The following is a 21,294-nucleotide window of genomic DNA, read 5'->3' on the forward strand; positions in this document are numbered from 1 at the left end:
GCAATGCCGCGCTGGATTAGCCTTTATAGATGCCGCAAATAATGACCAGGTCGCCGGTCTTTTCCACATAGGTGGATTTCTTCTCGATGGCCTTGCTGACCGGGTTGGGCCATTTGTAGTCCACCCAGCCGCTGCCCTTGGTGGCGGCCACGTCGAGGAAGGCCTTGATGAAGTGCTTGTCGTCCACGTCCTTCAGGTCGATCATGGATTTGCCGATCAGCTTGGGGTTGCCGCCGTGGGCCAGGGTCAGGCCGGTCTTGTCCAGCACGGCGATGTAGAGGTCGCGGTCCTTGAACTGGCCGCTGGGGTTGCTGATTTCGGCGAAGGCCTTGTCCTTGCCGTTGGCGGCGATATAGGCCGCCGCCTTCTTCACCATGGCCACCGCCTCGTCGGCCGTGCCCACATTGGCCGCCGACGCGCCCTGCACCAGCGAACAGGCCAGCAAGGCCGCAAAGACTACCCGAAACAGCTGCTTCATCTTGGTCCCCTTTTAATTTGAAAGTGCGCCGCACCGGCCCGGGCCGGCGGCCAAGGCAGTGTAGCGCACATTTTCCGCACTAAAAGGTTTTGTCAGCGCGACGCAACAAGGGGAAAGGCGGCAGGACCGCCCTCCCACTCAGCCCACTCGCCCAGCTTATTTGCGCCCGGCGTTGATCAGGTAATTCTGCATGGTGGCTTCGGCCACCGAGGCCCACTGGTTCTGGTCCTGGCGGAATTTCTTCCATGGCTCGTAGATCTTCTTGAACTTGGCATTCTTCGCGGCCTCCTCCTCCATCACCGCGGTGGACAGTTTGTAGGACGCGTCCATGATCTCCTTGGAGAAGGTGTGCAGCTTGGCGCCGTTCTTCAGCAGGCGCGCCAGCGCGGCCGGGTTCTTGGTGTCGTACTCGGCCTGCATGATGACGTGGCACTCGTAGCTGGCGCACTCCACCGCCGCCTGGTACTCCTTGGGCAGCTTTTCCCATTCCTTGATATTGATATAGAACGACAGCTGCGGCCCAGCCTCCCACCAGCCCGGCGCGTAGTAGTGCGGCGCCACGCGCTGCAGGCCCAGCTTCTCATCGTCGTAAGGGCCGACCCACTCGGCCGCGTCGATGGTGCCCTTCTCCAGCGCGCTGTACACGTCGCTGGCCGGGATCTGCTGCGGCACCGCGCCCATGCGCTCCATCACCCGCCCGGCGAAACCGGCGATGCGGATTTTCAGGCCCTTCATGTCCGCCACGGTCTTCAGTTCCTTGCGGTACCAGCCGCCCATCTGCGTGCCGGTGTTGCCGGCCATGAAGTTGATGATGCCGTAGCCCTTGTAGAACTCGCGCATCAGCTCGCGGCCGCCGCCCTGGTCGTACCACGCGGTCTGCTGGCGCGAGGTCAGGCCGAAGGGCACGGCGCAGTCGAAGCAGAAGGCCGGGTCCTTGCCGAAGTAGTAGTAGGAAGGCGTATGGCCCATTTCCACCGTGCCCGCCTGCACCGCGTCCATCACCTGCAGGCCGGGCACGATCTCGCCCGCCGCATGCTGGCGGATGGTGAACTTGCCGCCGGTCAGCTCGGCCACGCGCTTGCAGAAATGCTCGGCCGAACCGTAGATGGTGTCCAGGGTCTTGGGGAAGCTGGAAGCGAGGCGCCAGGTCACGGCGGGCTGCGCCTGGGCCAGCGCCGGGGCTACCGCCAGCGCGCCGGCGCCAGCGCCCAGGGTGGCATTCTTCAGGAAGGAACGACGCTGCATAGGTTCAGTCTCCGGTATTGTTTTCGTGAGGAATCCCGGCCTAGTGTATGACCGAATTGGCAAGCTTGCAATCCCAAGCTTGTGCATAAAACTAGTATCATGTCGGCACACCCGATTTTTTACCGTCAGGACCGAAGCAATGCCTATCAAAATCAGCCACCAATTCGATGCTGGCGCCATCGACGTTCTGCGCGCGGACGACCCTTCCGCGATCGACCTGAACATCCGCAAAGACTCCGCTGCCGACATCATCCAGTGGTTCTATTTCCGCGTGCAGGGCGCCAAGGCGACCCCGCTGACGATGAACTTCCTGAACGCCGGCCAGGCCGCCTATCCGGACGGCTGGAAGGACTACCAGGCCGTGGCCAGCTACGACCGCGACACCTGGTTCCGCGTGCCCACCTCGTATGACGGCAAGACCATGGTCATCGAGCACACGCCGGAATACGACAGCGTCTACTACGCCTACTTCGAGCCCTACTCGTGGGAACGCCACCTTGCCCTGCTGGACAACGCCCAGCTGAACGACTACGTGCGCCTGGAAGACCTGGGCAGCACCCTGGACGGCCACGACATGAATCTGCTGGTGATCGGCGAGCCGGAAGAAGGCAAGCCCAAGGTGTGGGTCATCGCGCGCCAGCATCCGGGCGAGACCATGGCGGAATGGTTTGTGGAAGGCATGGTCGACGCCCTGCTGGACGTGGCCAATCCCTTCGGCCGCCAGCTGCTGCAGGAAGCCGTGTTCTACGTGGTGCCGAATATGAACCCGGACGGATCCGTGCGCGGCAACCTGCGCACCAACGCCGCCGGCGCCAACCTGAACCGCGAATGGTTCAAGCCGAGCATGGAGCGCAGCCCGGAAGTGTTCCTGGTGCTGAACAAGATGAAGGAAGTGGGCTGCGACCTGTTCCTGGACATCCACGGCGACGAAGGCCTGCCCTATGTGTTCACGGCCGGCAGCGAAGCGCTGGAAACCTGGAGCAAGGCCGACGCCGAGCGCCAGCAGGACTTCATCGACGCCTTCAAGATCGCCAGCCCGGACTTCCAGGACGAATTCGGCTACGGCGAAAGCCCGCTGACGCCGGAAACCCTGTCCATGGGTTCGCCGCACATCTCGCACGCCTTCGGCTGCCTGTCGCTGACGCTGGAAATGCCGTTCAAGGACAACGCCAACGACCCCGACCCGGTCACCGGCTGGGACGGCGCCCGCAGCGCCCGCCTGGGCGCAGCCATCCTGCAGCCAGTGCTACTGTCGCTGCGCGCCAACGCCTGAGAAATTATTTTTCCCTCGGCGTGCAGGCGCCGATGGGGCCATATTCCGGCGAATAGCCGCAATATGCGCAAATAGGCGCCAACTGCACGCAATTGCAGTCCATGCTCGGCGAAATCGCCTTCTCGCCGCAGCATCTTGCAATTGAAAGCAGGCAACATTCCTATTACCATGCTAGCAAAGTGGAAAAGCCCGCCTTGAGCGGGCTTTTCCTTGTGTAACTTTTCCCTTATCGGCAACCACCATGACCCAACGGCTCCGCCCGTCCCCTACCCTGCTGCGCCTGCTGGCCGCCGCGCCTATCTTGATCAGCTCGGCCCACGTTTTTGCCGCCGAAGAACCCGTCAAGCCCGCCAAAGAACCGATGCAAAAGGTGGAGATCAAGGGCGCGGCGGAGACCTATGACGCGCGCCGCAACGATACCGCTACCAAGATCGTGGTGACGCAGGAAGAGATCCTGAAGAACGGCGACACCACCATCGCCGAGGTGCTCAAGCGCCTGCCCGGCATCACCGTGGGCGGCGTGCAGGGACGCGGCGGCGACATCCGCATGCGCGGGCTGGGCAGCGGCTACACCCAGATCATGCTGAACGGCGAACCGGCGCCGCCGGGCTTCTCGCTCGACTCGCTGTCGCCGGACATGATAGAACGCATCGAAGTGATGCGCGCGGCCACGGCCGAGTTCAGCACCCAGGCCATCGCCGGCGGCATCAACATCGTGCTGAAGAAAGCCATCGTCACGGCGCAGCGCGAAGTCAAGGTCGGCCTGCAGGACGACAACGGCAAGCTGGGCACCAACACCAACTTCCAGATCTCCGACCGCAAGGGCGCCATTTCCTACGCGGTGGGCGGCGGCGTCACCTACGGCAAGTTCAACCGTCCCGCCGAGATCGTCACCACCGGCACCAACCCGGCCGGCGTGCAGAACCTGTCGCGCCGCACCGAGCAGACCAGCAGCGGCTCGTTCGAGGCGCTGAACCTGTCGCCGCGCGTGAACATCAACCTCGGCCCGAACGATATCATCACCTCGCAAAGCTTCGTCAACGTGAACCGCTTCCGCGGCGACACGGACGAGCGCGTGAACACCCTGCAAGGCAGCCTGCCGCGCTACAGCGCCACCAGCGTGGACATCGATTCCGACGTGGCCCTGCTGCGCACCGACCTGACCTGGACCCGCAAGCTGGCCGGCGGCGCCAAGCTGGAAGTGAAAGGCGGCGCCAACTACAACAAGCGCTCCACCGAAGCGCCGTCGCTGCAATATTTCGCCAACAATGTGCTGGCCCTGAAGCGCACGGTGTCGTCCGACTCCACCGACAAGGGCTTCACCACCACAGGCAAATACTCCACGCCGCTGTTCGAAGGCCACGCGCTGGCCACCGGCTGGGACGCCGGCTACAGCAAGCGCGACGAAGACCGCATCCAGCGCGAAAGCAGCCCGGTGGGCGCGCCGGCCGTCAACCTGGACCAGATCTACGCCGCCGACGTGAAGCGCCTGGCGCTGTACGCGCAGGACGAATGGACCGTCACGGACCGCTGGTCGGTGTACTTCGGCCTGCGCTGGGAAGGCATCGAGACCACCAGCGAAGGCAACGACTACGCGCCGGTGAGCAACAAGTCCAGCGTGTGGAGCCCGCTGTTCCAGACGCTGTGGAAAATCCCCGGCAGCAAGGCCGACCAGGTGCGCCTGGGCGTGTCGCGCACCTACAAGGCGCCCGGCGTGAACAGCCTGATCCCGCGCCGCTTCGCCTCCAACAACAACACCGCCACCAGCCCGGACCAGACCGGCAATCCGCTGCTCAAGCCTGAACTGGCCTGGGGCCTGGACCTGGCCTTCGAGCACTACCTGCCGGGCGGCGGCCTGATGACGGCCAGCACCTTCGTGCGCCGCATCAAGGACATCACGCGTCAGCAGGTGGCCCTGATCGACGGCCTGTACGTGTCGCGCCCGGTCAACGCCGGCACCGCCAACACGCGCGGCATCGAGCTGGAAGCCAAGTTGCCGCTGCGCTCCATGTACCCGACGGCCCCGGCGATTGAAATGCGCGCCAACCTGTCGCGCAACTGGTCGGACCTGGACTCCGTGCCCGGCCCGAACAACCGCCTGGACCAGCAGACCCCGATCAGCGGCACCGTGGGCGCGGACTGGAAACTGGACACCCTGCCGCTGACCCTGGGCGGCAGCTTCAGCTTCCAGAGCGGCGGCCCGGTACGCATCTCGGACCGCCAGTACGCCTACTCGATTCCGAAGCGTTCGCTGGACCTGTACGGCCTGTGGAAGTTCACGCCCAAGACCCAGCTGCGCGTTGCCGTAGCCAACGCCCTGCACCAGGACAACTACAACGAATCGGCCTTCGTCGAGTCCACCGGCACCCTGCGCGACGGCACCATCACGCCAACCACCGCCGTGGTGCGCGCCCTGCTGGAAATGAAGTTCTGATGTAGCACAAAGCCGCCGCAGATTCCCCCTTGCGGCGGCGTCCTCTTGCGCAGATGATGGTTTCCAGCGCCCCGACTGGAGACCATCATGAAAAAGCTGCCGCTCATATCCCTGTTGTTCCTCAGCGCCTGCAGCATGCCCTACCGGCCGGCGCAGTTCATCGAGCCGGCTGCGGCTTTCCCCGGATTGGCCCACTTCCTTGCGCAGGCGCCCGGCCACCAGGTCGACGTGCTGCTGGTGCACGGCATGTGCACGCACGACGCGAGCTGGGCCACGGAGACCGTGCAGCAGCTGAGCAGCGCGCTGGCCGCCAACCTGCCGCCGCCCGCCCCTGCGGCCCGCGCCCAGGCCGGAACCGGCGCCCCGCAGATCGAGATCATTCCCGCTGTGGTGCCCACCGGGGACGGCGCCATCCGCTTCCAGTCGCTGATCTGGTCGCCGCTGACCACACCGCTCAAGCAGCAGCTGTGCTACGACCAGAGCGAAAAATCCCCCATCTGCCAGGGCAGCCCGCCCTACACGCCGCAGCGCGCCAGCATCAACGCCAAAGTGAAAGACCTGCTGATGGACGACTGCCTGCCGGACGCGCTGATCTACCAGGGCGTGGCGCGCGGCCAGATCCAGCAGCGCATGCGCGAGGCGGTGATGCGCGCCACGGCAGGCGCGGCGCCGGACGCGCCGCTGGTGGTGATCTCGGAAAGCCTGGGCAGCAAGATCCTGTTCGACACGCTGGGCAGCATGCTGGACGAGCGCAGCGCCACGCCGGACGCGCGGCGCGCATCCGAAGCCGCCCAGCAGACGCTGGACCGCATGGCTTATCTGGTGATGGCGGCCAACCAGATCCCCATACTGGGCCTGGCCGACCAGGATCTGCCGCTGGAAGTCGGCCGCCGCGCGCTGCCGCAGGACAGCCTGCAGCGCGTGCTGGGACGGCGCGGCGCGCGGCTTGCCGCCGCACCGGGCGCGGCGCCGGCGCTGTCCGGCCTGACGCTGGTCGCGTTTACCGACCCGAACGATCTGCTGTCTTATACGCTGCTGAAGGAGAAGTACGAACGCCCCGGGGTGGCGGTGCACAATGTGCTGGTGTCCAATGCGCGCAGCTGGTTCGGGGCGTTGGAAAACCCGGTCGATGCGCATGTGCGCTATCTGGACAATCCGGATGTGGGACGCCTTATTGCGTGCGGAGAGCCGAAAAGCCAGCTTTGCCGGTAAGGGGCGCTGGCGGCTCTGGCGGGTTACGCACTGGCGTGCTAACCCGCCCTACGGTTCCCGGGCGATTCAGGCCCCGGGCCGCCATGCCTGCTTACTTGCCCCGGCCCGCGCTGATGAGGAAGTTCTGCATCGTCGCTTCGGCCACCGAAGCCCACTGGTTCTGGTCCTGGCGGAACTTCTTCCACGGCTCGTAGATCTTGGCGAACTTGGCGTTCTTCGCGGCTTCCTCGTTCATGACATCGTTGGCGGCCTTGTAGCAGGCGTCCATCATGTCTTTCGGGAAGTTGCGCAGCTTCACGCCGCTCTTCAGCAGGCGCGCCAGCGCGGTCGGGTTGCGGAAGTCGTACTCGGCCTGCATCACCACGTGCGCTTCGTAGCTGGCCGCCTCGATCGCCGCCTGGTATTCCTTGGGCAGCTTTTCCCATTCCTTGATGCTCACGTAGAACGAGAACGAGGCGCCCGCTTCCCACCAGCCCGGCGCGTAGTAGAACGGCGCCACCTTGTGGAAGCCCAGCTTTTCATCGTCATACGGACCGACCCATTCGGCCGCGTCGATGGTGCCTTTTTCCAGCGCGGGATAGATGTCGCCGCCGGCCAGCTGCTGCGGCACCAGGCCCAGGCGCTCCAGCACCTTGCCCGCAAAGCCGCCCACGCGCATCTTGGTGCCTTTCAGGTCGGCCACGGATTTGACTTCCTTGCGGAACCAGCCGCCCATCTGCGTGCCGGAGTTCCCGCCCAGGAAGTTGATGATGCCGTAGCCCTTGAAGAACTCGCGGGTCAGCTCGCGGCCGCCGCCCTGGTCGTACCAGGCGGTGTGCTGGCGCGAGGTCAGGCCGAAGGGCACGGCGCAGTCGAAGGCGAAAGTGGCGTCCTTGCCGAAGTAGTAGTACGAGGCGCTGTGGCCGCACTCGACGGTGCCCGCTTGCACCGCGTCCATCACCTGCAGGCCGGGCACGATTTCGCCGCCGGCAAACGAGCGGATATTGAACTTGCCGCCGGTGAGCTGGGAGACGCGCTTGGTGAAGGTATCGGCTGCGCCGAAGATGGTGTCCAGCGATTTGGGGAAGCTGGACGCCAGGCGCCAGTTAATCGTGGGCAGGGACTGCGCCAGGGCCGGCGCGGCGATCACGCCTGCGGTGGCGCCGGCTGCGGCCTTGGTAATGAATGAACGGCGTTCCATACATTGTCTCCTTGGTTTTTTGATATGCCGAAGACAGTGTATGGAAACATGGCTATGCTTGCAACGAAAAAATTAGCCTCCCGCAACAACCATTTTTTCGATCAGGATGGAGCCGGTTTGCTTGGTGCCGCGCACCAGCACATCCGCGCCGATGCCGACGATTTGCTGGAACATTTCCTTCATATTGCCGGCTATGGTGATCTCCTCCACCGGGTACTGGATCACGCCGTTTTCCACCCAGTAGCCGGACGCGCCGCGCGAATAGTCGCCGGTGACGTAGTTGGTGCCCTGGCCCATCAGCTCGGTCACCAGCAGGCCGGTGCCCATCTTTTTGAGCATGGCCGCGAAATCGTCGTTTTTCTTCGTCAGCGAGGACGTCAGCGACAGGTTGTGCGAACCGCCCGCATTGCCGGTGGTTTTCATGCCCAGCTTGCGCGCCGAGTAGGTGGACAGGAAATAGCCCTGCACCACGCCGTCCTTGACCACGTCGCGGCGCTGGGTGCGCACGCCTTCCTCGTCGAAGGGCGCCGAGCCAACCGCGCCGATCACGTGCGGATCTTCGTCGATCTGGATATGGGACGGGAACACCGACTTGCCCAGGCTGTCGAGCAGGAAGGTGGACTTGCGGTACAGCGCGCCGCCGGAAGTGGCTTGCACGAAGGCGCCCAGCAGGCCGGCGGCCAGCGGCGCCTCGAACAGCACCGGGCAGGTGCGGGTGTCGAGCTTGCGCGCGTTCAGGCGGGCCAGCGCGCGTTCGGCGGCGTAGCGGCCGATGGCTTCCGGCGCGGCCATCTTGGCGGCGTCGCGCACGGAGCTGTACCAGTCGTCGCGCTGCATCTTGGCGCCTTTGCCGGCAATCGGCGCCACCGACAGGGTGTGGCGCGAATACGGGTAGCCGCCGATAAAGCCGCGCGAGTTGGCCGACACGAAGTGCGACTGCTGCACGTGCACGCCGGCGCCTTCGCTATTGGTGATGCGCGGATCCACCGCGAAGGCGGCCGCTTCGGCGCGCTGCGCCAGCGCCACCGCTTCTTCGGTGGAGATCAGCCACGGGTAGTACAGCTGCAGGTCGCGCGGGTTCTTTTCCAGCATGTCCTCGTCGGCCAGGCCGGCGCAGTCGTCGTCGGCCGTGAAGTTGGCGATGTTGTAGGCCGCGTCCACGGTGGCGCGCAACGAGGCGGCCGAAAAATCGGACGTGCTGGCGTTGCCGCGCTTCTTGCCGATGAACACGGTCACGCCCAGGCCCTTGTCGCGGTTCTGCTCGATGGTTTCGATTTTGGCCTTGCGCACAGAGACGGACAAGCCGCTGCCCTCGCTGATCTCGACGGCGGCATCGGTGCCGCCCTTTTCGCGCGCATACGCCAAAACGTCGCGTGCAAGCTGCTTCAATTGATCTTGGCTGTGGCTGAATGCGGAGTCGCTCATGTGGTGTTTTCTTCGGGTAGCCGGTAAAACAGTTATCATAGCAGTCGTTTACAGTTTTTACAGGCCGGGTTTAGCCCGGCCTCACAGTTATCATGCCAAATGCAAACCGGGGCGCCGTCGGCTTCAAATCCTCCGAATTCGAACAAGAATACGAGCGCCCGTCCAAAACCGAAATGAAGCGCCAGTCCGACGCCCTGCAGGCGCTCGGCGCCGAGCTGGTGGACGCCCCGCGCGACCGCGTCAAGCGCGTCCCTATGCCAGAGGACGTGAAAGAGGCCATCCTGACTTGCCAAAGTATCACTAATCACGAAGGCCGCCGCCGCGCGATGCAGTTCGTGGGCAAGAAGATGCGCACCCTGGACGAGGAAGAAGTGGCCATCATCCAGCGCACCATCGAGGGCTGGAAAGGCGCGTCCAAGGCCGATACGGCTGCGATGCACGCGCTGGAACGCCGCCGCGACAAGCTGCTGGCCGACGACAACGCGCTCACCACGCTGCTGTCGGAAAACCCGGAACTGGACGTGCAGCACCTGCGCACCCTGATCCGCAACGCCCGCAAAGAGCAGGCCGAGAACAAGCCGCCCAAGGCTTACCGCGAAATCTTCCAGATCCTGAAGCAGATCGACGCCAAAAACCGCAAGGCCAAGGCTGACGATGCTGAAGCCGAGGATGAGGACAGCGAAGAAGATGACGAGTGATGTCTTAGTCATTGGCCTGGTGTCGGTCTCGGACCGCGCCAGCGGCGGCGTCTATGAAGACAAGGGCCTGCCTGCGCTGCAGGAATGGCTGGCGTCCGCGCTGACTACGCCCTTCCGCGTCGAAACCCGCTTGATTCCGGACGAGCGCGCGCAGATCGAAGCCACGCTGGTGGAGCTGGTCGATACCGCGCGCTGCCACCTGGTGCTGACCACCGGCGGCACCGGTCCCTCGCGCCGCGACGTTACGCCGGAGGCCACGCTGGCCATCGGCACCAAGGAAATGCCCGGCTTCGGCGAGCAGATGCGCCAGATCAGCCTGGCCTTCGTGCCGACAGCCATCCTGTCGCGCCAGACCGCCGTGATCCGGGAAATCGCGGGTTTGGGTGAACCTCACGCCGCGCTGGTGATGAACCTCCCGGGCCAGCCGAAAGCCATCAAGGAAACCCTGGAAGGCCTGAAGGACGCCGACGGCAAGCAGCTGGTGGGCGGCATCTTCGCGGCCGTGCCCTACTGCGTGGACCTGATCGGCGGCCCCTACATGGAAACCAATCCGGCGGTATGCAAGGCATTCCGCCCCAAATCGGCTATCAAGCCTGCCTGAGGATCGCATTGATGACTGACATGACTGCACTGCTGGATAACATCGAAATCGAATCGGGCGCCAACCCGACCGTGTCCATCATCTGGATGCACGGCCTCGGCGCCGACGGCAACGACTTCGTGCCCATGGTGAATGAGCTGGACCTGGACGGCCTGCCCGCCATCCGCTTCATCTTCCCGCACGCGAACACCATGCCGGTGACCATCAACAACGGCTACGTGATGCGCGCCTGGTACGACATCGTCAACACCGACCTGGGCCGCCAGGAAGACGAAAAAGGCCTGCGCGCCTCGCAGCTGCAAGTGGAAGCGCTGATCGCGCGCGAAAAAGCGCGCGGCATTCCGGCCAGCCGCATTATCCTGGCCGGCTTCTCGCAAGGCTGCGCCATGACTCTGCAGACCGGCTTGCGCCATCCTGAAAAGCTGGCCGGTTTGATGTGCCTGTCGGGCTACGTGCCGCTGGCCGACAAGACCGAAGCCGAGCGCAGCGAAGCCAGCCTGGCCACGCCTGTCTTCATGGTACACGGCCGCATGGACCCGGTGATCCCGGTGGCGCGCGCCGAAGCCTCGCGCGACCTGCTGGTCAAGCTGGGCTACCAGGTGGAATGGCACGACTACTACATGCAGCATTCGCTGTGCCAGGAAGAAGTCACGCACATCAGCGCGTGGCTGAAGAAAGTGCTGGCCTGAGTTTAAAAGGGCCATGATGTTTGCGGGCATACGCTTACTGACGCTGCTGCCCGGCGCGGCCACGCTGCTGCTTGCAGTTTCCGCCACGGCCGCCACCGGCACGGCGGCGCCGAAAGCAGCAGCGCCGGCGCCCTGGTGCGACCGGCTGGCGGAGCGCCTGCCCAAAGTCTCGGCGGCTGCCTGCCGCGAGAGCGCCGTGGTACCCAGCGGCGCCAAATCCAATCTCGGCTTCCCCATACTTGAACGCGACATCGCCGCGAGCGCGCCTGCCGGCACGGGCGCGGCCCCGCTGCGCGTGCTGCTGCTGGGTGGCATCCACGGCGACGAACTCACCGCATCGGCCCTGGTGTTCCACTGGCTGAAGCAGATGGACACGCCGGCCGCGCAAAGCCTGCAATGGAAGGTGGCGCCGCTGGTCAATCCGGACGGCCTGCTGGCCGCCAAGCCGCAGCGCGTGAACGCGCGCGGCGTGGACCTGAACCGCAACTTCCCCACGCCCGGCTGGCAGCAGGAAGCGCCGCGCTACTGGGCCAAGGCCACGCGCAGCGACCCGCGCCGCTTCCCCGGCAAAAAGCCGCTGTCCGAGCCGGAAAGCCGCTGGGTCAACGACGCCATCGAGCGCTTCCAGCCGGACCTCATCGTCTCCGTGCACGCGCCCTACGGCGTGCTGGATTTCGACGGCAAGCCGGAACCGCCGCGCAGCTTCGGCCACCTGTCCTACCGCCCGGTGGGCGTCTATCCCGGCTCGCTGGGCAACTACAGCGGCCGGCACAAGCAGGTGCCGGTGATCACCATCGAGCTGCCGCACGCGCAGGCCCTGCCGCCGGACGCCGAAATCGAGCGCATCTGGCGCGACATGCTGCTCTGGATACAGCGCAACGTCACGCCTGCCTGACAGCCCTGCGCTACGGCAGCGGCGCCGCGCTGGACGGCGGCGCGGGCGTCTGCGCCGCATTCATCAGCATGGCCAGGAAAGTGTAGTAGCCGTTCAACCCCATCAGATCGACCACGCCGTGCTCGCCAAACAGCGCCAGCGCCGCGTTGTAGGTCGCGTCGCTCACGCGCTTGTTGCGCTGCAGCTCCACGCAGAAGTCGTGCACCAGCGCCTCCCCGTCCGTCATGGCGGCGGGACGCCGGCCTGCGGCGATGGCCTCCACCATGGCGGGGCTGATGCCCTCCGCCATGGCGATGGGCGCGTGTATCGCCCACTCCACCTGCTGGTCCCACTGCCGCGCCGTCACCAGGATGGCCAGCTCGGACAAGCGCGTGCCGATGGCGCTGCGGTAGCGCAGATACTCGCCCATCTGCTGCGCAGCGGACATCAGCTCGGGACTGCGTATCAAGGGCACGAAAGGGCCGTACAAGGCGCCGCGCGGGCCGTCTATCACGGCCTGCGCCACCGCTTGCTGGGCAGCGTTCAATTGCTCGAGAGGGATGGGAGGCAGGCGGTCGGTCATGGTGGCTGGGAGATCGTTGCGTTGGACAGAGTGTCCAGCAACTGCCATGGAAACGCAACCGGCGCGCCGCCTCCTGCGGATGCCTAGCGGCGTGCGCGGCGGCGCAGCAGGCCCGCGCCGGCCAGGCCCAGCGCCAGCAAGGCGGCGCTCGACGGCTCGGGCACAGTGCCGTACACGTCCAGCTTGGCCGAGATCAGGTTGAAGGTATCGGCGCCGGTACTCTGCTCGGCGAACCAGAGGTTGAAATTGTGGCTGCTGGAAATCAAGCTGAACACATCACTCTGTGCGCCGGAAATAATGAACGACTGGGTGGTGCTGCCATTGCCGCTGCCGGTATTGGTCATGTCGTACAGCGTGGCGCTACCCAGCGTGCCGGCGGCGGGGCGCATTCTCCAGTCTTCCGCCAGGATATTGCCGGTGTCGCTGAAGCTCAGCGTCAGGGTCAGGTGGTCGAGGCTCTTATAGCCCAGGTTGCTGAAGTTGAACAGGTCGCTGAAACGGTTGCAGCTGGACGGCGACGTGTCGCGCACCGTGATCGAGTTGGCATTGAGGGTGTCGCACGAACCTACCCCAGTGCTGGCGGCGGAACCGCCAGCCGAGCCGTAGGCTTTGGAAATACTGCCCAGCTGGATGACGGCAGCGTTGGCGCTCAATGCCGAGCAAGCCAGCAGCAGCGCTGGCAGGGAGAACTTCATGAATTTAAACATGTTGTCATCTTTCAATATTTTTAATGATCGGCCAAGGCCGGCAAATTGTTACTATTGCCTATAAAGCACTTTTCATGCCACTCCGGCAATATTAATTTCGCAAAGGGCATTTTTGTTTTTCTCAGGCACTTCTTGGCGGCCATGATAGGCCAGTGGTGTAAAGAATTCCGACAGTATCCCCGTGGGAACATTGTTAATTGCGCAGGGCAAGACAAAAATCAACAAGCCCGTACGCGCGGCGTTTTATCGTCGTCTTTCCTATCCACCGCGAGGACGACATGAGCCATATCATTCACCGCAGCCTGCGCCACACGCCCCCCATCGCCGTCAGCGGCAGCGGCATCACCATCCGCGACAACCGTGGCAACAGCTATATCGATGCCAGCGGCGGCGCCGCCGTGTCCTCGCTGGGCCACGGCCATCCGGACGTGACCGCCGCCATGCATGCGCAGATCGACCGCCTGGCCTACGCCCACACCGGCTTCTTTACCACCGAAGTGGCCGAGGAACTGGCGGCGCGCCTGGCCTACGACGCGCCAGGCGACCTGAATCACGTCTACCTGGTCTCCGGCGGCTCGGAAGCGATGGAGACGGCACTCAAGCTGGCGCGCCAGTACTTTGTTGAAAGCGGCCAGCCTCAGCGCAGCGTATTCATCGCGCGCCGCCAGAGCTACCACGGCAACACGCTGGGCGCGCTCGCCCTGGGCGGCAACGCGTTCCGGCGCAAGCACTTCGCGCCGCTGCTGATGGACGTACGGCGCGTGTCGCCCTGCTACGAGTACCGCGACCGGCTGCCGCAGCAGACGCTGGGCGACTACACCACGTCCCTGCTGTCGGAGCTGGAGGCGGAGATCCTGGCGGCCGGGCCGGAAAACGTGATCGGCTTTTGCGCAGAGCCGGTGGTGGGCGCCACGGGCGGCGCCATTCCGCCCACGCCGGGCTACTTCAAGGGCGTGCGCGCGCTGTGCGACAAGTACGGCATGCTGTTCATCGCGGACGAGGTGATGTGCGGCATGGGGCGCACTGGCACGCTGTACGCGGTTGAGCAGGAGAGCGTGCTGCCCGACCTGGTGGCGCTGGGCAAAGGCCTGGGTGCGGGCTACCAGCCCATCGGCGCGGTGCTGGCGCGCGAGCAGGTGGTGCAGCGCATACGCGACGGCAGCGGCGTGTTCCAGCATGGGCACACCTACATCGGCCATCCGGTGGCGGCGGCGGCGGCGCTGACCGTGCAGCGCATCATCCAGCGCGACTGCCTGCTGGGCGCGGTGACGGTGCGCGGCGCGGCCTTCAAGCGCATGCTCAAGGACGCGTTCGGGCAGCATCCGCACGTGGGCGATATCAGGGGGCGGGGGCTGTTCTGGGCGCTGGAGCTGGTAAAGGACAGGGACAGCAAGGAGCCCTTCCCGCCGGCGGCAAGGCTGCACGCGGCGGTGAAGGAGGCGGCCATGGGACGCGGGCTGATGGTGTACCCGATGGGCGGCACCATAGACGGCGAGCGCGGCGACCATGTGCTGCTGGCGCCGCCGTTTATCGCCACCGAGGCGGAGCTGGCCGAGATTGTGGGGCGGCTGCAGGAGGCGCTGGCGAGGGCGCTGGCGTGAGCGGCGGGTTACGCCCTTGCGGGCTAACCCGCCCTACGATAAGACCTGGGCTGGGTCGTCAACCGTAGGGCGGGTTAGGCGGCACGCCGTAACCCGCCACTGCCGCCGGCTCAATACTGCTGGTAGGCGATGACGTCCTGCTGCTGTTCGCCGAGGCCGGCGATGCCCAGGCGCAGGAAGTCGCCCTTCTTCAGGAAGCGCTTCGGCTTGCGGGCGTTGCCCACGCCTGGCGGCGTACCGGTGGCGATCACGTCGCCCGGTTCCAGCGTCATGTACTGCGACAGGTAGCTGACGATCTGCGCCACCGAGAAGATCATGTTTTCGGTGCTGCCGGTCTGCATGCGCTTGCCGTTCAGTTCCAGGTACAGGTCCAGCTTATTGACCTGGTAGACCTCGTCGCGCGTCACCAGCCACGGACCCACGGGACCGAAGGTGTCGCAGCCCTTGCCCTTGTCCCATTGCGAGCCCTGCTCGAACTGGTACTCGCGCTCGGACAGGTCGTTGATGACGCAGTAGCCGGCGATATGCTTCTCGGCGTCCTTCTCGCTCACGTAGCGCGCGCGGGTGCCGATGATGATGCCCAGCTCCACTTCCCAATCGGTCTTCTTCGACCCCTTGGGCAGCATCACCGGATCGTCCGCGCCGGACAGGCAGGTGGTGGCCTTCATGAAGACGATGGGTTCCTTCGGAATCGGCAGGCCCATTTCTTCTGCATGGTCGTAGTAGTTCAAACCGATGCCGATGAATTTGCCCACTTTCGCCACCGGCACACCCATGCGCGGATTGCCGCGCACCAGCGGCAGATCCGCATGCGGAATCTTGGACAGCTTCTTGATGGCCTTGTCGGACAGCTGCTCGGGACCGATGTCATCGATCACGCCGGACAGGTCGCGCAGCTTGCCTTCATCATCTATCAGGCCGGGCTTCTCTTTGCCGGGCCGGCCGTAACGAACCAGTTTCATAATCTTCCTTGGAGTTGATAGCCGCCATTTTACCGGATCGCGCGAGGCCACCCCGGCGGCGCATCAGGAAGCGTACCAGGCCCACGGTTTGCAGCAGCACCAGCACGCCGAACGCGGCCTGGTAGGCACTGGCCGGATAGTGCTGCAAGGCGTCCGGCCGCCACAGGCCGACGATGGCGCCGAAGCCCGCCTGCACGGCAAACGCGCCCAGGAAAATCAACAGGTTCAGGCAAGTGGAAGCGCGTCCCGTCAGTCCCGGCGGCATGGCCTGCGCGACGATGGCGTACTCGATGCCGGTGATGGTGCCCACCAGCGTAAACAACACCGACAGCAGCTGGTAGCTCGGTGCCCAGTTCAGCACAAAGCCGCACTGGATGGCGATGTAGACGGCGATGCCGGCGGCGGCAACGCTGAGCGGCGCAATGTTCCTGCGCGCGGCCCACTCGGTGATCATGCCGACCGAGATGGCGCCGAAGATCACCGCCGCCATGCCGAGGTAAAGCAGCCAGGCGATGGCCTGCTGGTCGAAGTGTGCCACGTCGTTCAGCCAGCGCGCTATCCACAGGCCCTGGATGCCGAAGAACACCGCGTGCGGAATCAGCACCAGTGCGGCCGTGTCGCGGAACACGGGATGGGCGTAGACCTCGGCCAGGATGCTGCGCAAGGGCAGGCGCTGCGGCTTGCGCGGCGCTTCGGGCGGCGTGGGCGCGAGCAGGTAGATCAGCAGCGCGATGACGGCGCAGCCCGCCGCCAGCGCAATGAACAGCCAGCGCCAGTCCACGTAGTGCAGCGCCAGCCGCACCGGCAAGGTGCCGCTGGCCGCGCCCAGGCCGCCGGCGGCGATCAGGTAGCCTTGCACCGACGGCAGCTTGGCGGGCGAGATCCAGATGGAGATGGACTTGACGGCGGCCATGAAGCAGCCCGCCAGGCCCACGCCCATCAGCGCGCGCGCCAGCAGCAGCTGGTTCAATTCGCGACTGCCCGCGAAGGCCAGCGCGCCGACGGCGGCCACGCACAGCATGGCGAACTGCACCCGGCGCGGACCGTAGCGGTCCAGCGCCACGCCCACCGGCAGCTGCACCAGCGCGAACGAAAAAAAGTACGCGCTGGTGAGCAGCCCCAATTGCGCCGGCGTGAGCGACAGCTCGGCCATCAGCTGCGGCGCCAGGATGGCGTTCACATTGCGCAGCAGGCTGGAGATGTAGTGGCCCAGCGCAAACGGCAGGAACACCAGGAAAAACACCTGCACGCCCGGCAGCGAACCGGGTGCACGCACCCGGCCAATAACGGCAGGCACCCCATACGCCAGCAAGGAGGCGCCGTCATTGGCGCCTCCACGGCGGGTTATCGAACATGCAGCTGGCGCGTAGGGCGGGTTAGGCGCGTGCGCCGTAACCCGCCGAAGGGGAGCGCCGCCAGCCGACTCGGCATCATCCATGGCGTCAAGCCGCGTTGCTGTGCGAGCCGCAGCCCGAGGGCGGCAGCACCGCTTCGCCGCGCGCCGTCGCCAGCCGGATAATCTTGCGCGGCGCAGGCTCGCCTTCCTCGAAGAAGAACTTGTCCTTGCCGAAGGCCGGCACCAGGTCATCCATCCACGTCGCGTCCGGATCGTACTTGGCGTAGAAGGGCTTCCGCACCCAGTCCGCATTGCGCGCCTGCAGGAACTGCAAGGCAAACACCTTCTCTCCCGCGATGGTGGCCACGCCGTCTATCACCACCTTGCCCGGGAAGGCGCTCATCGACGGCCCGCGCACCGTGCGCGACAGGCCGGACACCATCTGGTATGCCTGCTGGAAAATCTCGTGCGCGCGCGCCAGCGGCAGCTGGAAGTATTCGCGCGGTCCGGTGTCGCGCTCCACAAACATGTAGTACGGGATCGCACCCAGCCTCACGCCGGTGGTCCACAGCTCGGCCCAGCTTTTCGGATCCTCGTTGATATGCCTGATCAGCGGCCCCTGCATGCGCAAGGTGGCGCCGGTGCCGACGATGCGCTTGACGGCCTTCTGCGCAATCTCCTGGCGCAGCTCCACCGCGTGGTTGTAGTGCCCCATGATGGCCATGTTCTTGCCCGACGCGACCACGCGCTCGAACAGGCGCAGCAAGTCGTCCGCGTCCTTGTCGGACACGAAGCGCTGCGGCCAGTACGCCACCGACTTGGTGCCGATGCGGATGTTCTGGATGTGCGCCAGCTCCGGCGCCAGCAGCGGCTCGATGAACTCGGCCAGCGAGCGCGTGTTCATGATGAGGGGATCGCCGCCGGTGATCAGCACGTCCGTCACCTCCTTGTGCTCGCGCAGATAGGCCGCCAGCTGCGTGGTTTCCCTGGCGTCGAACTTCATGTCGTCCATGCCCACGAACTGCGGCCAGCGGAAGCAGAAAGTGCAGTAGGCGTGGCAGGTCTGCCCCGCGCTGGGGAAGAACAACACCGTCTCCTTGTACTTGTGCTGCAGGCCTTTCAGCGGCGCGTCGTTCACGCGCGGCACGTTGTGCGTCATCTGCCCTGCCGGGTGCGGGTTCATGCGCATGCGGATGCCGTGCACATACTTGGCGATGGCCGCGTCGTCCTTCTTCACCAGCACCAGGTCGCGCAGGTGGGCGTACTCCTCCGGCGGCAGCATATCGCGGTGCGGGAACACCAGCCGGTAGATAGGATCGTCCGGCACCTTGTTCCAGTCGATCAGCTGGTCCAGCACATATTCATTGGTGCGGAAGGGCAGCACGTGCGACACCACTTGCGTGGCCTCGCGCAATTCCTCGGGCATCCACTCCCACTGGCGGGCCTGCTTGATGGTCTGGCGGGTGTAAGGCTTGAACTTCACGGGCATGGCGTCTGCGGTCATTGCGATCTCCAGTCTGAAGTGGTTGGCGGCACTTCATCGTAGTTTTCATGCGGTCATTCGCGTTGCCTTACATCAATTTGCGACCGGCTATTTTCTAGAAAGTAAGAAATCTTTGATGCATCTGCATGGCGCGGACATGACTTGCAGCAAGCTTGCGTTATCGCAATTCGGACTCCGCCTGCCGAGCGTAAATTAATCCGACACACACAACCCTGGGAGTCAAGCCATGAAACGACTGATGAACACCGCCCTGCTCTGCCTGGGAATGGCCGCCGCGGCAGCGGCCTCGGCCAACAGCGAACCCACCGAAAAAGACGCCATCGCCATGGCCGAACGCGGCGCCGCCTTCATGAAGGCGAACGGCAAGGAAGAGATGATGAAAAAAATCAGCGGCAAGGATCCGGAGTTCCTGCAGGGCTCGCTGTACGTGGACATGCGCGACATAAACACCGGCATCGTGCTGGCGCACCCGGTCAACCCCGCCATCGTCGGCAAGGACCTGACCGACGTGCCGGACGCCAACGGCAAAAAATACCGCCGCGAGATCATCGAGCTGGCCGCGAAGAAGGGCAAGGGCTGGGTCGACTATATGTACAAAAACCCCACCACCGGCAAGATCGAACCCAAGACCACCTACATCCTGAGGGTGGGCGACGTGGTGCTCGAAGCGGGCATCTACAAAAAATAAGCCTTGGAGGCAGCCATGCTGAACAAAATGCGGATAGGACCGAAACTGCTGCTGGCGCCCGGCCTGGTGCTGGTGCTGCTGGTGGCCACGTCGGCCAGCGCCTGGTACGGCATGGTGCGCCAGAACACGGCCATGGAAAACCTGGTGCAGGTGCGCGCCGCGCGCCTGCAGGCCACCGCCAGCGTGATGGGCGACGCCCGGCTGGCGCACGCCAATATCTACCAGCTGCTGGCCTGGATCAACGGCAGCTTTGCCCAGGCGCGGCTGGACGCGCTGGGCGCGCAGATCAAGAGCCGCCACGCAGGCGTGGACAAGCAATTGGCCGCGCTGGCCGCCGTGGCCGATCCGGCCGAACGCGCCATTGTCGACGCGTCCTCGCAGGCGCTGGCGGCCTACCGCAAGCAGGTGCTGGAGACCATGGAGATCGCGGCCGTGGACCAGTCCATCGCCACCAACTCCATGGCCAAGGCCGAGGCCCAGTTCGTGCTGCTCAACGAGCAGCTGGGCAAGCTGGCCGCCCTGGAAAAGACGCTCAGCGTACAGGCCCACGCGGAGGCGCGCGCCGGCTTCCATGCGCTGGGCGCGACCATGGCCGGGCTGGTGCTGCTGTCGGTGGCGCTGTCGCTGCTGGCCACGGTGCGGGTGCGCGCGGCGCTGCTGCGCGACGTGCGCGCCATCGGCGAAGCGGTGCGGGAGCTGGCGGCGGGCCGGCTGGTGCTGGGCCGGCGCAACGAGGGCCGCGACGAGATCGCCGACACCGCGCGCGCGCTGGACCAGACCATCGCCAACCTGAACCAGACCCTGCTCACCGTGACGGGCGCGGTGCAGGCCATCGACACCGCCTCGCACGAAATCGCCAGTGGCAATCTGGACCTGTCCAACCGCACCGAGCGCCAGGCCGCCTCGCTGGAGGAAACCGCCAGCGCCATGCAGAACCTGACCCAGGCCGTACGGCAGAACGCCGACAACGCGCGCCTGGCCTGCGACCTGGCGGCCAGCGCCAGCGGCCTGGCCAGCAAGGGCGGCGAGGCGGTGGCGCAGGCGGTGCACAGCATGGACACGATACGGGCCAGCTCGCGCAAGATCGTCGAAATTATCGGCGTCATCGACGGCATCTCCTTCCAGACCAATATCCTGGCGCTGAACGCAGCGGTGGAGGCGGCGCGCGCCGGCGAATCCGGGCGCGGCTTCGCGGTGGTGGCGTCCGAAGTGCGCACGCTGGCGCAGCGCTCGGCCGGCGCGGCCAAGGAGATCAAGGCGCTGATCGCCGCGTCCGTGGCCACCATAGACAGCGGCAGCGCCTGCGTGAACCAGGCCGGCAGCAGCATGGACGACATCGTGGCTTCGGTGCGGCAGGTGAACGACATCATCACCCGCATCAGCGACGCCAGCGCGGAACAGGCGCAAGGCATCACGGAAGTGAACCAGGCCGTGGAGCGCATCGACGACGTGACGCAGCAAAACGCCGCGCTGGTGGAACAAGCCGCCGCAGCGGCGGCCAGCCTGCAGGAGCAGACCATGCACCTGTCGCAGGCCGTGGGCGTGTTCCAGCTGGACCAGGGCGGCGGGGCCGAACAGCCCGCGCCGGCACCGGCCGCGCAGCACGGTGAACGCCGCGCGGCCGCCAGCCCGATGCGCGGCGTGGCGGTCGTGCCTCCCGTGCCGCGTCGGCGCCCTGCCGGCGGGTTACGGGCTGCGCCCTAACCCGCCCTACGATCCGATCCGATCTGGCTCCACATGATGGGGAGCGTAGGGCGGGTTAGCGCAGCGTAACCCGCCATGTAAGCGGCACAGCGGCTCCGGC

General features: G+C 65.4%; 19 protein-coding genes. 10 read left to right on the forward strand and 9 right to left on the reverse strand.

The annotated features are described in order from the left end of the window. Positions 1-16: 16 nt before the first annotated feature. Entirely contained in the window at positions 17-478 is a 462-nt protein-coding gene (locus KT882_RS28100) for a cache domain-containing protein (protein WP_161072809.1), read from the reverse strand. A gap of 156 nt (positions 479-634) precedes the next feature. After that, positions 635-1,723, reverse strand: coding sequence for a TRAP transporter substrate-binding protein (locus tag KT882_RS28105; protein ID WP_161072810.1), 1,089 nt, complete (start codon positions 1,721-1,723; stop codon positions 635-637). Between the two features lie 139 nt (positions 1,724-1,862). Here KT882_RS28105 and KT882_RS28110 point away from each other — a divergent pair, with 139 nt between their 5' ends. The 3 genes from KT882_RS28110 to KT882_RS28120 all read left to right on the forward strand — a co-directional run bounded on the left by KT882_RS28110 (position 1,863) and on the right by KT882_RS28120 (position 6,642). After that, a complete protein-coding gene (locus KT882_RS28110; RefSeq protein WP_161072811.1) occupies positions 1,863-2,996 on the forward strand; it encodes a M14 family metallopeptidase in 1,134 nt (377 codons plus the stop codon). Between the two features lie 241 nt (positions 2,997-3,237). Further along, the gene (locus tag KT882_RS28115) at positions 3,238-5,430 is read left to right on the forward strand and encodes a TonB-dependent receptor plug domain-containing protein (protein WP_228893855.1); all 2,193 of its coding nucleotides are present in this window, start codon (positions 3,238-3,240) and stop codon (positions 5,428-5,430) included. Between the two features lie 87 nt (positions 5,431-5,517). Then, the gene (locus KT882_RS28120; RefSeq protein ID WP_161072813.1) at positions 5,518-6,642 is read left to right on the forward strand and encodes a hypothetical protein; all 1,125 of its coding nucleotides are present in this window, start codon (positions 5,518-5,520) and stop codon (positions 6,640-6,642) included. 91 nt (positions 6,643-6,733) lie between these two features. Here KT882_RS28120 and KT882_RS28125 read toward each other — a convergent pair whose 3' ends face one another. After that, the gene (locus tag KT882_RS28125; RefSeq protein ID WP_161072814.1) at positions 6,734-7,822 is read right to left on the reverse strand and encodes a TRAP transporter substrate-binding protein; all 1,089 of its coding nucleotides are present in this window, start codon (positions 7,820-7,822) and stop codon (positions 6,734-6,736) included. 72 nt (positions 7,823-7,894) lie between these two features. Continuing rightward, positions 7,895-9,247 carry a metalloprotease PmbA gene (gene pmbA, locus KT882_RS28130; protein ID WP_161072815.1) on the reverse strand — a complete coding sequence of 451 codons (1,353 nt, stop codon included), beginning with the start codon at positions 9,245-9,247 and terminating at the stop codon, positions 7,895-7,897. Between the two features lie 92 nt (positions 9,248-9,339). On the opposite strand from pmbA, the gene yjgA reads away from it, so the two are divergent. Genes yjgA through KT882_RS28150 form a run of 4 tightly spaced genes read left to right on the forward strand, consistent with a single transcriptional unit; the run spans position 9,340 to position 12,130 of the window. Continuing rightward, positions 9,340-9,945 (forward strand): ribosome biogenesis factor YjgA, encoded by a 606-nt coding sequence (gene yjgA / locus KT882_RS28135; protein WP_228893856.1) that lies wholly within the window; start codon positions 9,340-9,342, stop codon positions 9,943-9,945. Further along, positions 9,935-10,546, forward strand: coding sequence for a molybdopterin adenylyltransferase (mog, locus tag KT882_RS28140; RefSeq protein WP_161072817.1), 612 nt, complete (start codon positions 9,935-9,937; stop codon positions 10,544-10,546). Before yjgA ends, mog begins: the two co-directional genes overlap by 11 nt. A gap of 20 nt (positions 10,547-10,566) precedes the next feature. After that, positions 10,567-11,235: an alpha/beta hydrolase gene (locus tag KT882_RS28145; RefSeq protein ID WP_161072869.1), complete on the forward strand. Its 669-nt coding sequence runs from the start codon at positions 10,567-10,569 to the stop codon at positions 11,233-11,235. A 13-nt stretch (positions 11,236-11,248) separates the two neighbouring features. Then, on the forward strand, positions 11,249-12,130 hold the full coding sequence (locus tag KT882_RS28150; RefSeq protein WP_228893857.1) for a M14 family zinc carboxypeptidase: 882 nt from the start codon (positions 11,249-11,251) through the stop codon (positions 12,128-12,130). Positions 12,131-12,140: 10 nt separating this feature from the next. Here the strand turns inward: KT882_RS28150 and KT882_RS28155 are convergent, their stop codons facing one another. Together KT882_RS28155 and KT882_RS28160 are read right to left on the reverse strand one after the other, a co-directional pair. Then, positions 12,141-12,692: a carboxymuconolactone decarboxylase family protein gene (locus KT882_RS28155; RefSeq protein ID WP_228893858.1), complete on the reverse strand. Its 552-nt coding sequence runs from the start codon at positions 12,690-12,692 to the stop codon at positions 12,141-12,143. A gap of 83 nt (positions 12,693-12,775) precedes the next feature. After that, complete coding sequence (locus tag KT882_RS28160) at positions 12,776-13,399, reverse strand: PEP-CTERM sorting domain-containing protein (protein WP_161072819.1); 624 nt, start codon at positions 13,397-13,399, stop codon at positions 12,776-12,778. A gap of 278 nt (positions 13,400-13,677) precedes the next feature. Between KT882_RS28160 and KT882_RS28165 the strand changes: the two genes are divergently transcribed. Beyond that, positions 13,678-15,000 (forward strand): aspartate aminotransferase family protein, encoded by a 1,323-nt coding sequence (locus KT882_RS28165; RefSeq protein ID WP_161072820.1) that lies wholly within the window; start codon positions 13,678-13,680, stop codon positions 14,998-15,000. Positions 15,001-15,110: 110 nt separating this feature from the next. On the opposite strand, the gene KT882_RS28170 is transcribed toward KT882_RS28165, so the two are convergent. The 3 genes from KT882_RS28170 to KT882_RS28180 all read right to left on the reverse strand — a co-directional run bounded on the left by KT882_RS28170 (position 15,111) and on the right by KT882_RS28180 (position 18,802). Next, positions 15,111-15,962, reverse strand: coding sequence for a fumarylacetoacetate hydrolase family protein (locus KT882_RS28170; RefSeq protein ID WP_161072821.1), 852 nt, complete (start codon positions 15,960-15,962; stop codon positions 15,111-15,113). Further along, positions 15,907-17,259 (reverse strand): MFS transporter, encoded by a 1,353-nt coding sequence (locus KT882_RS28175; RefSeq protein ID WP_228893859.1) that lies wholly within the window; start codon positions 17,257-17,259, stop codon positions 15,907-15,909. The genes KT882_RS28170 and KT882_RS28175 overlap by 56 nt, the downstream gene beginning before the upstream one ends. 145 nt (positions 17,260-17,404) lie before the next feature. Then, a complete protein-coding gene (locus KT882_RS28180; RefSeq protein WP_228893860.1) occupies positions 17,405-18,802 on the reverse strand; it encodes a KamA family radical SAM protein in 1,398 nt (465 codons plus the stop codon). Positions 18,803-19,028: 226 nt separating this feature from the next. Here KT882_RS28180 and KT882_RS28185 point away from each other — a divergent pair, with 226 nt between their 5' ends. Both KT882_RS28185 and KT882_RS28190 read left to right on the forward strand, forming a co-directional pair. Then, positions 19,029-19,490: a cache domain-containing protein gene (locus tag KT882_RS28185; protein ID WP_161072824.1), complete on the forward strand. Its 462-nt coding sequence runs from the start codon at positions 19,029-19,031 to the stop codon at positions 19,488-19,490. Between the two features lie 15 nt (positions 19,491-19,505). Continuing rightward, positions 19,506-21,194 (forward strand): methyl-accepting chemotaxis protein, encoded by a 1,689-nt coding sequence (locus tag KT882_RS28190; protein WP_228893861.1) that lies wholly within the window; start codon positions 19,506-19,508, stop codon positions 21,192-21,194. Positions 21,195-21,294: the final 100 nt, after the last annotated feature.

The organism is Pseudoduganella aquatica (assembly GCF_020865585.1).
Taxonomy (GTDB): Bacteria; Pseudomonadota; Gammaproteobacteria; order Burkholderiales; family Burkholderiaceae_D; genus Rugamonas; species Rugamonas aquatica_A.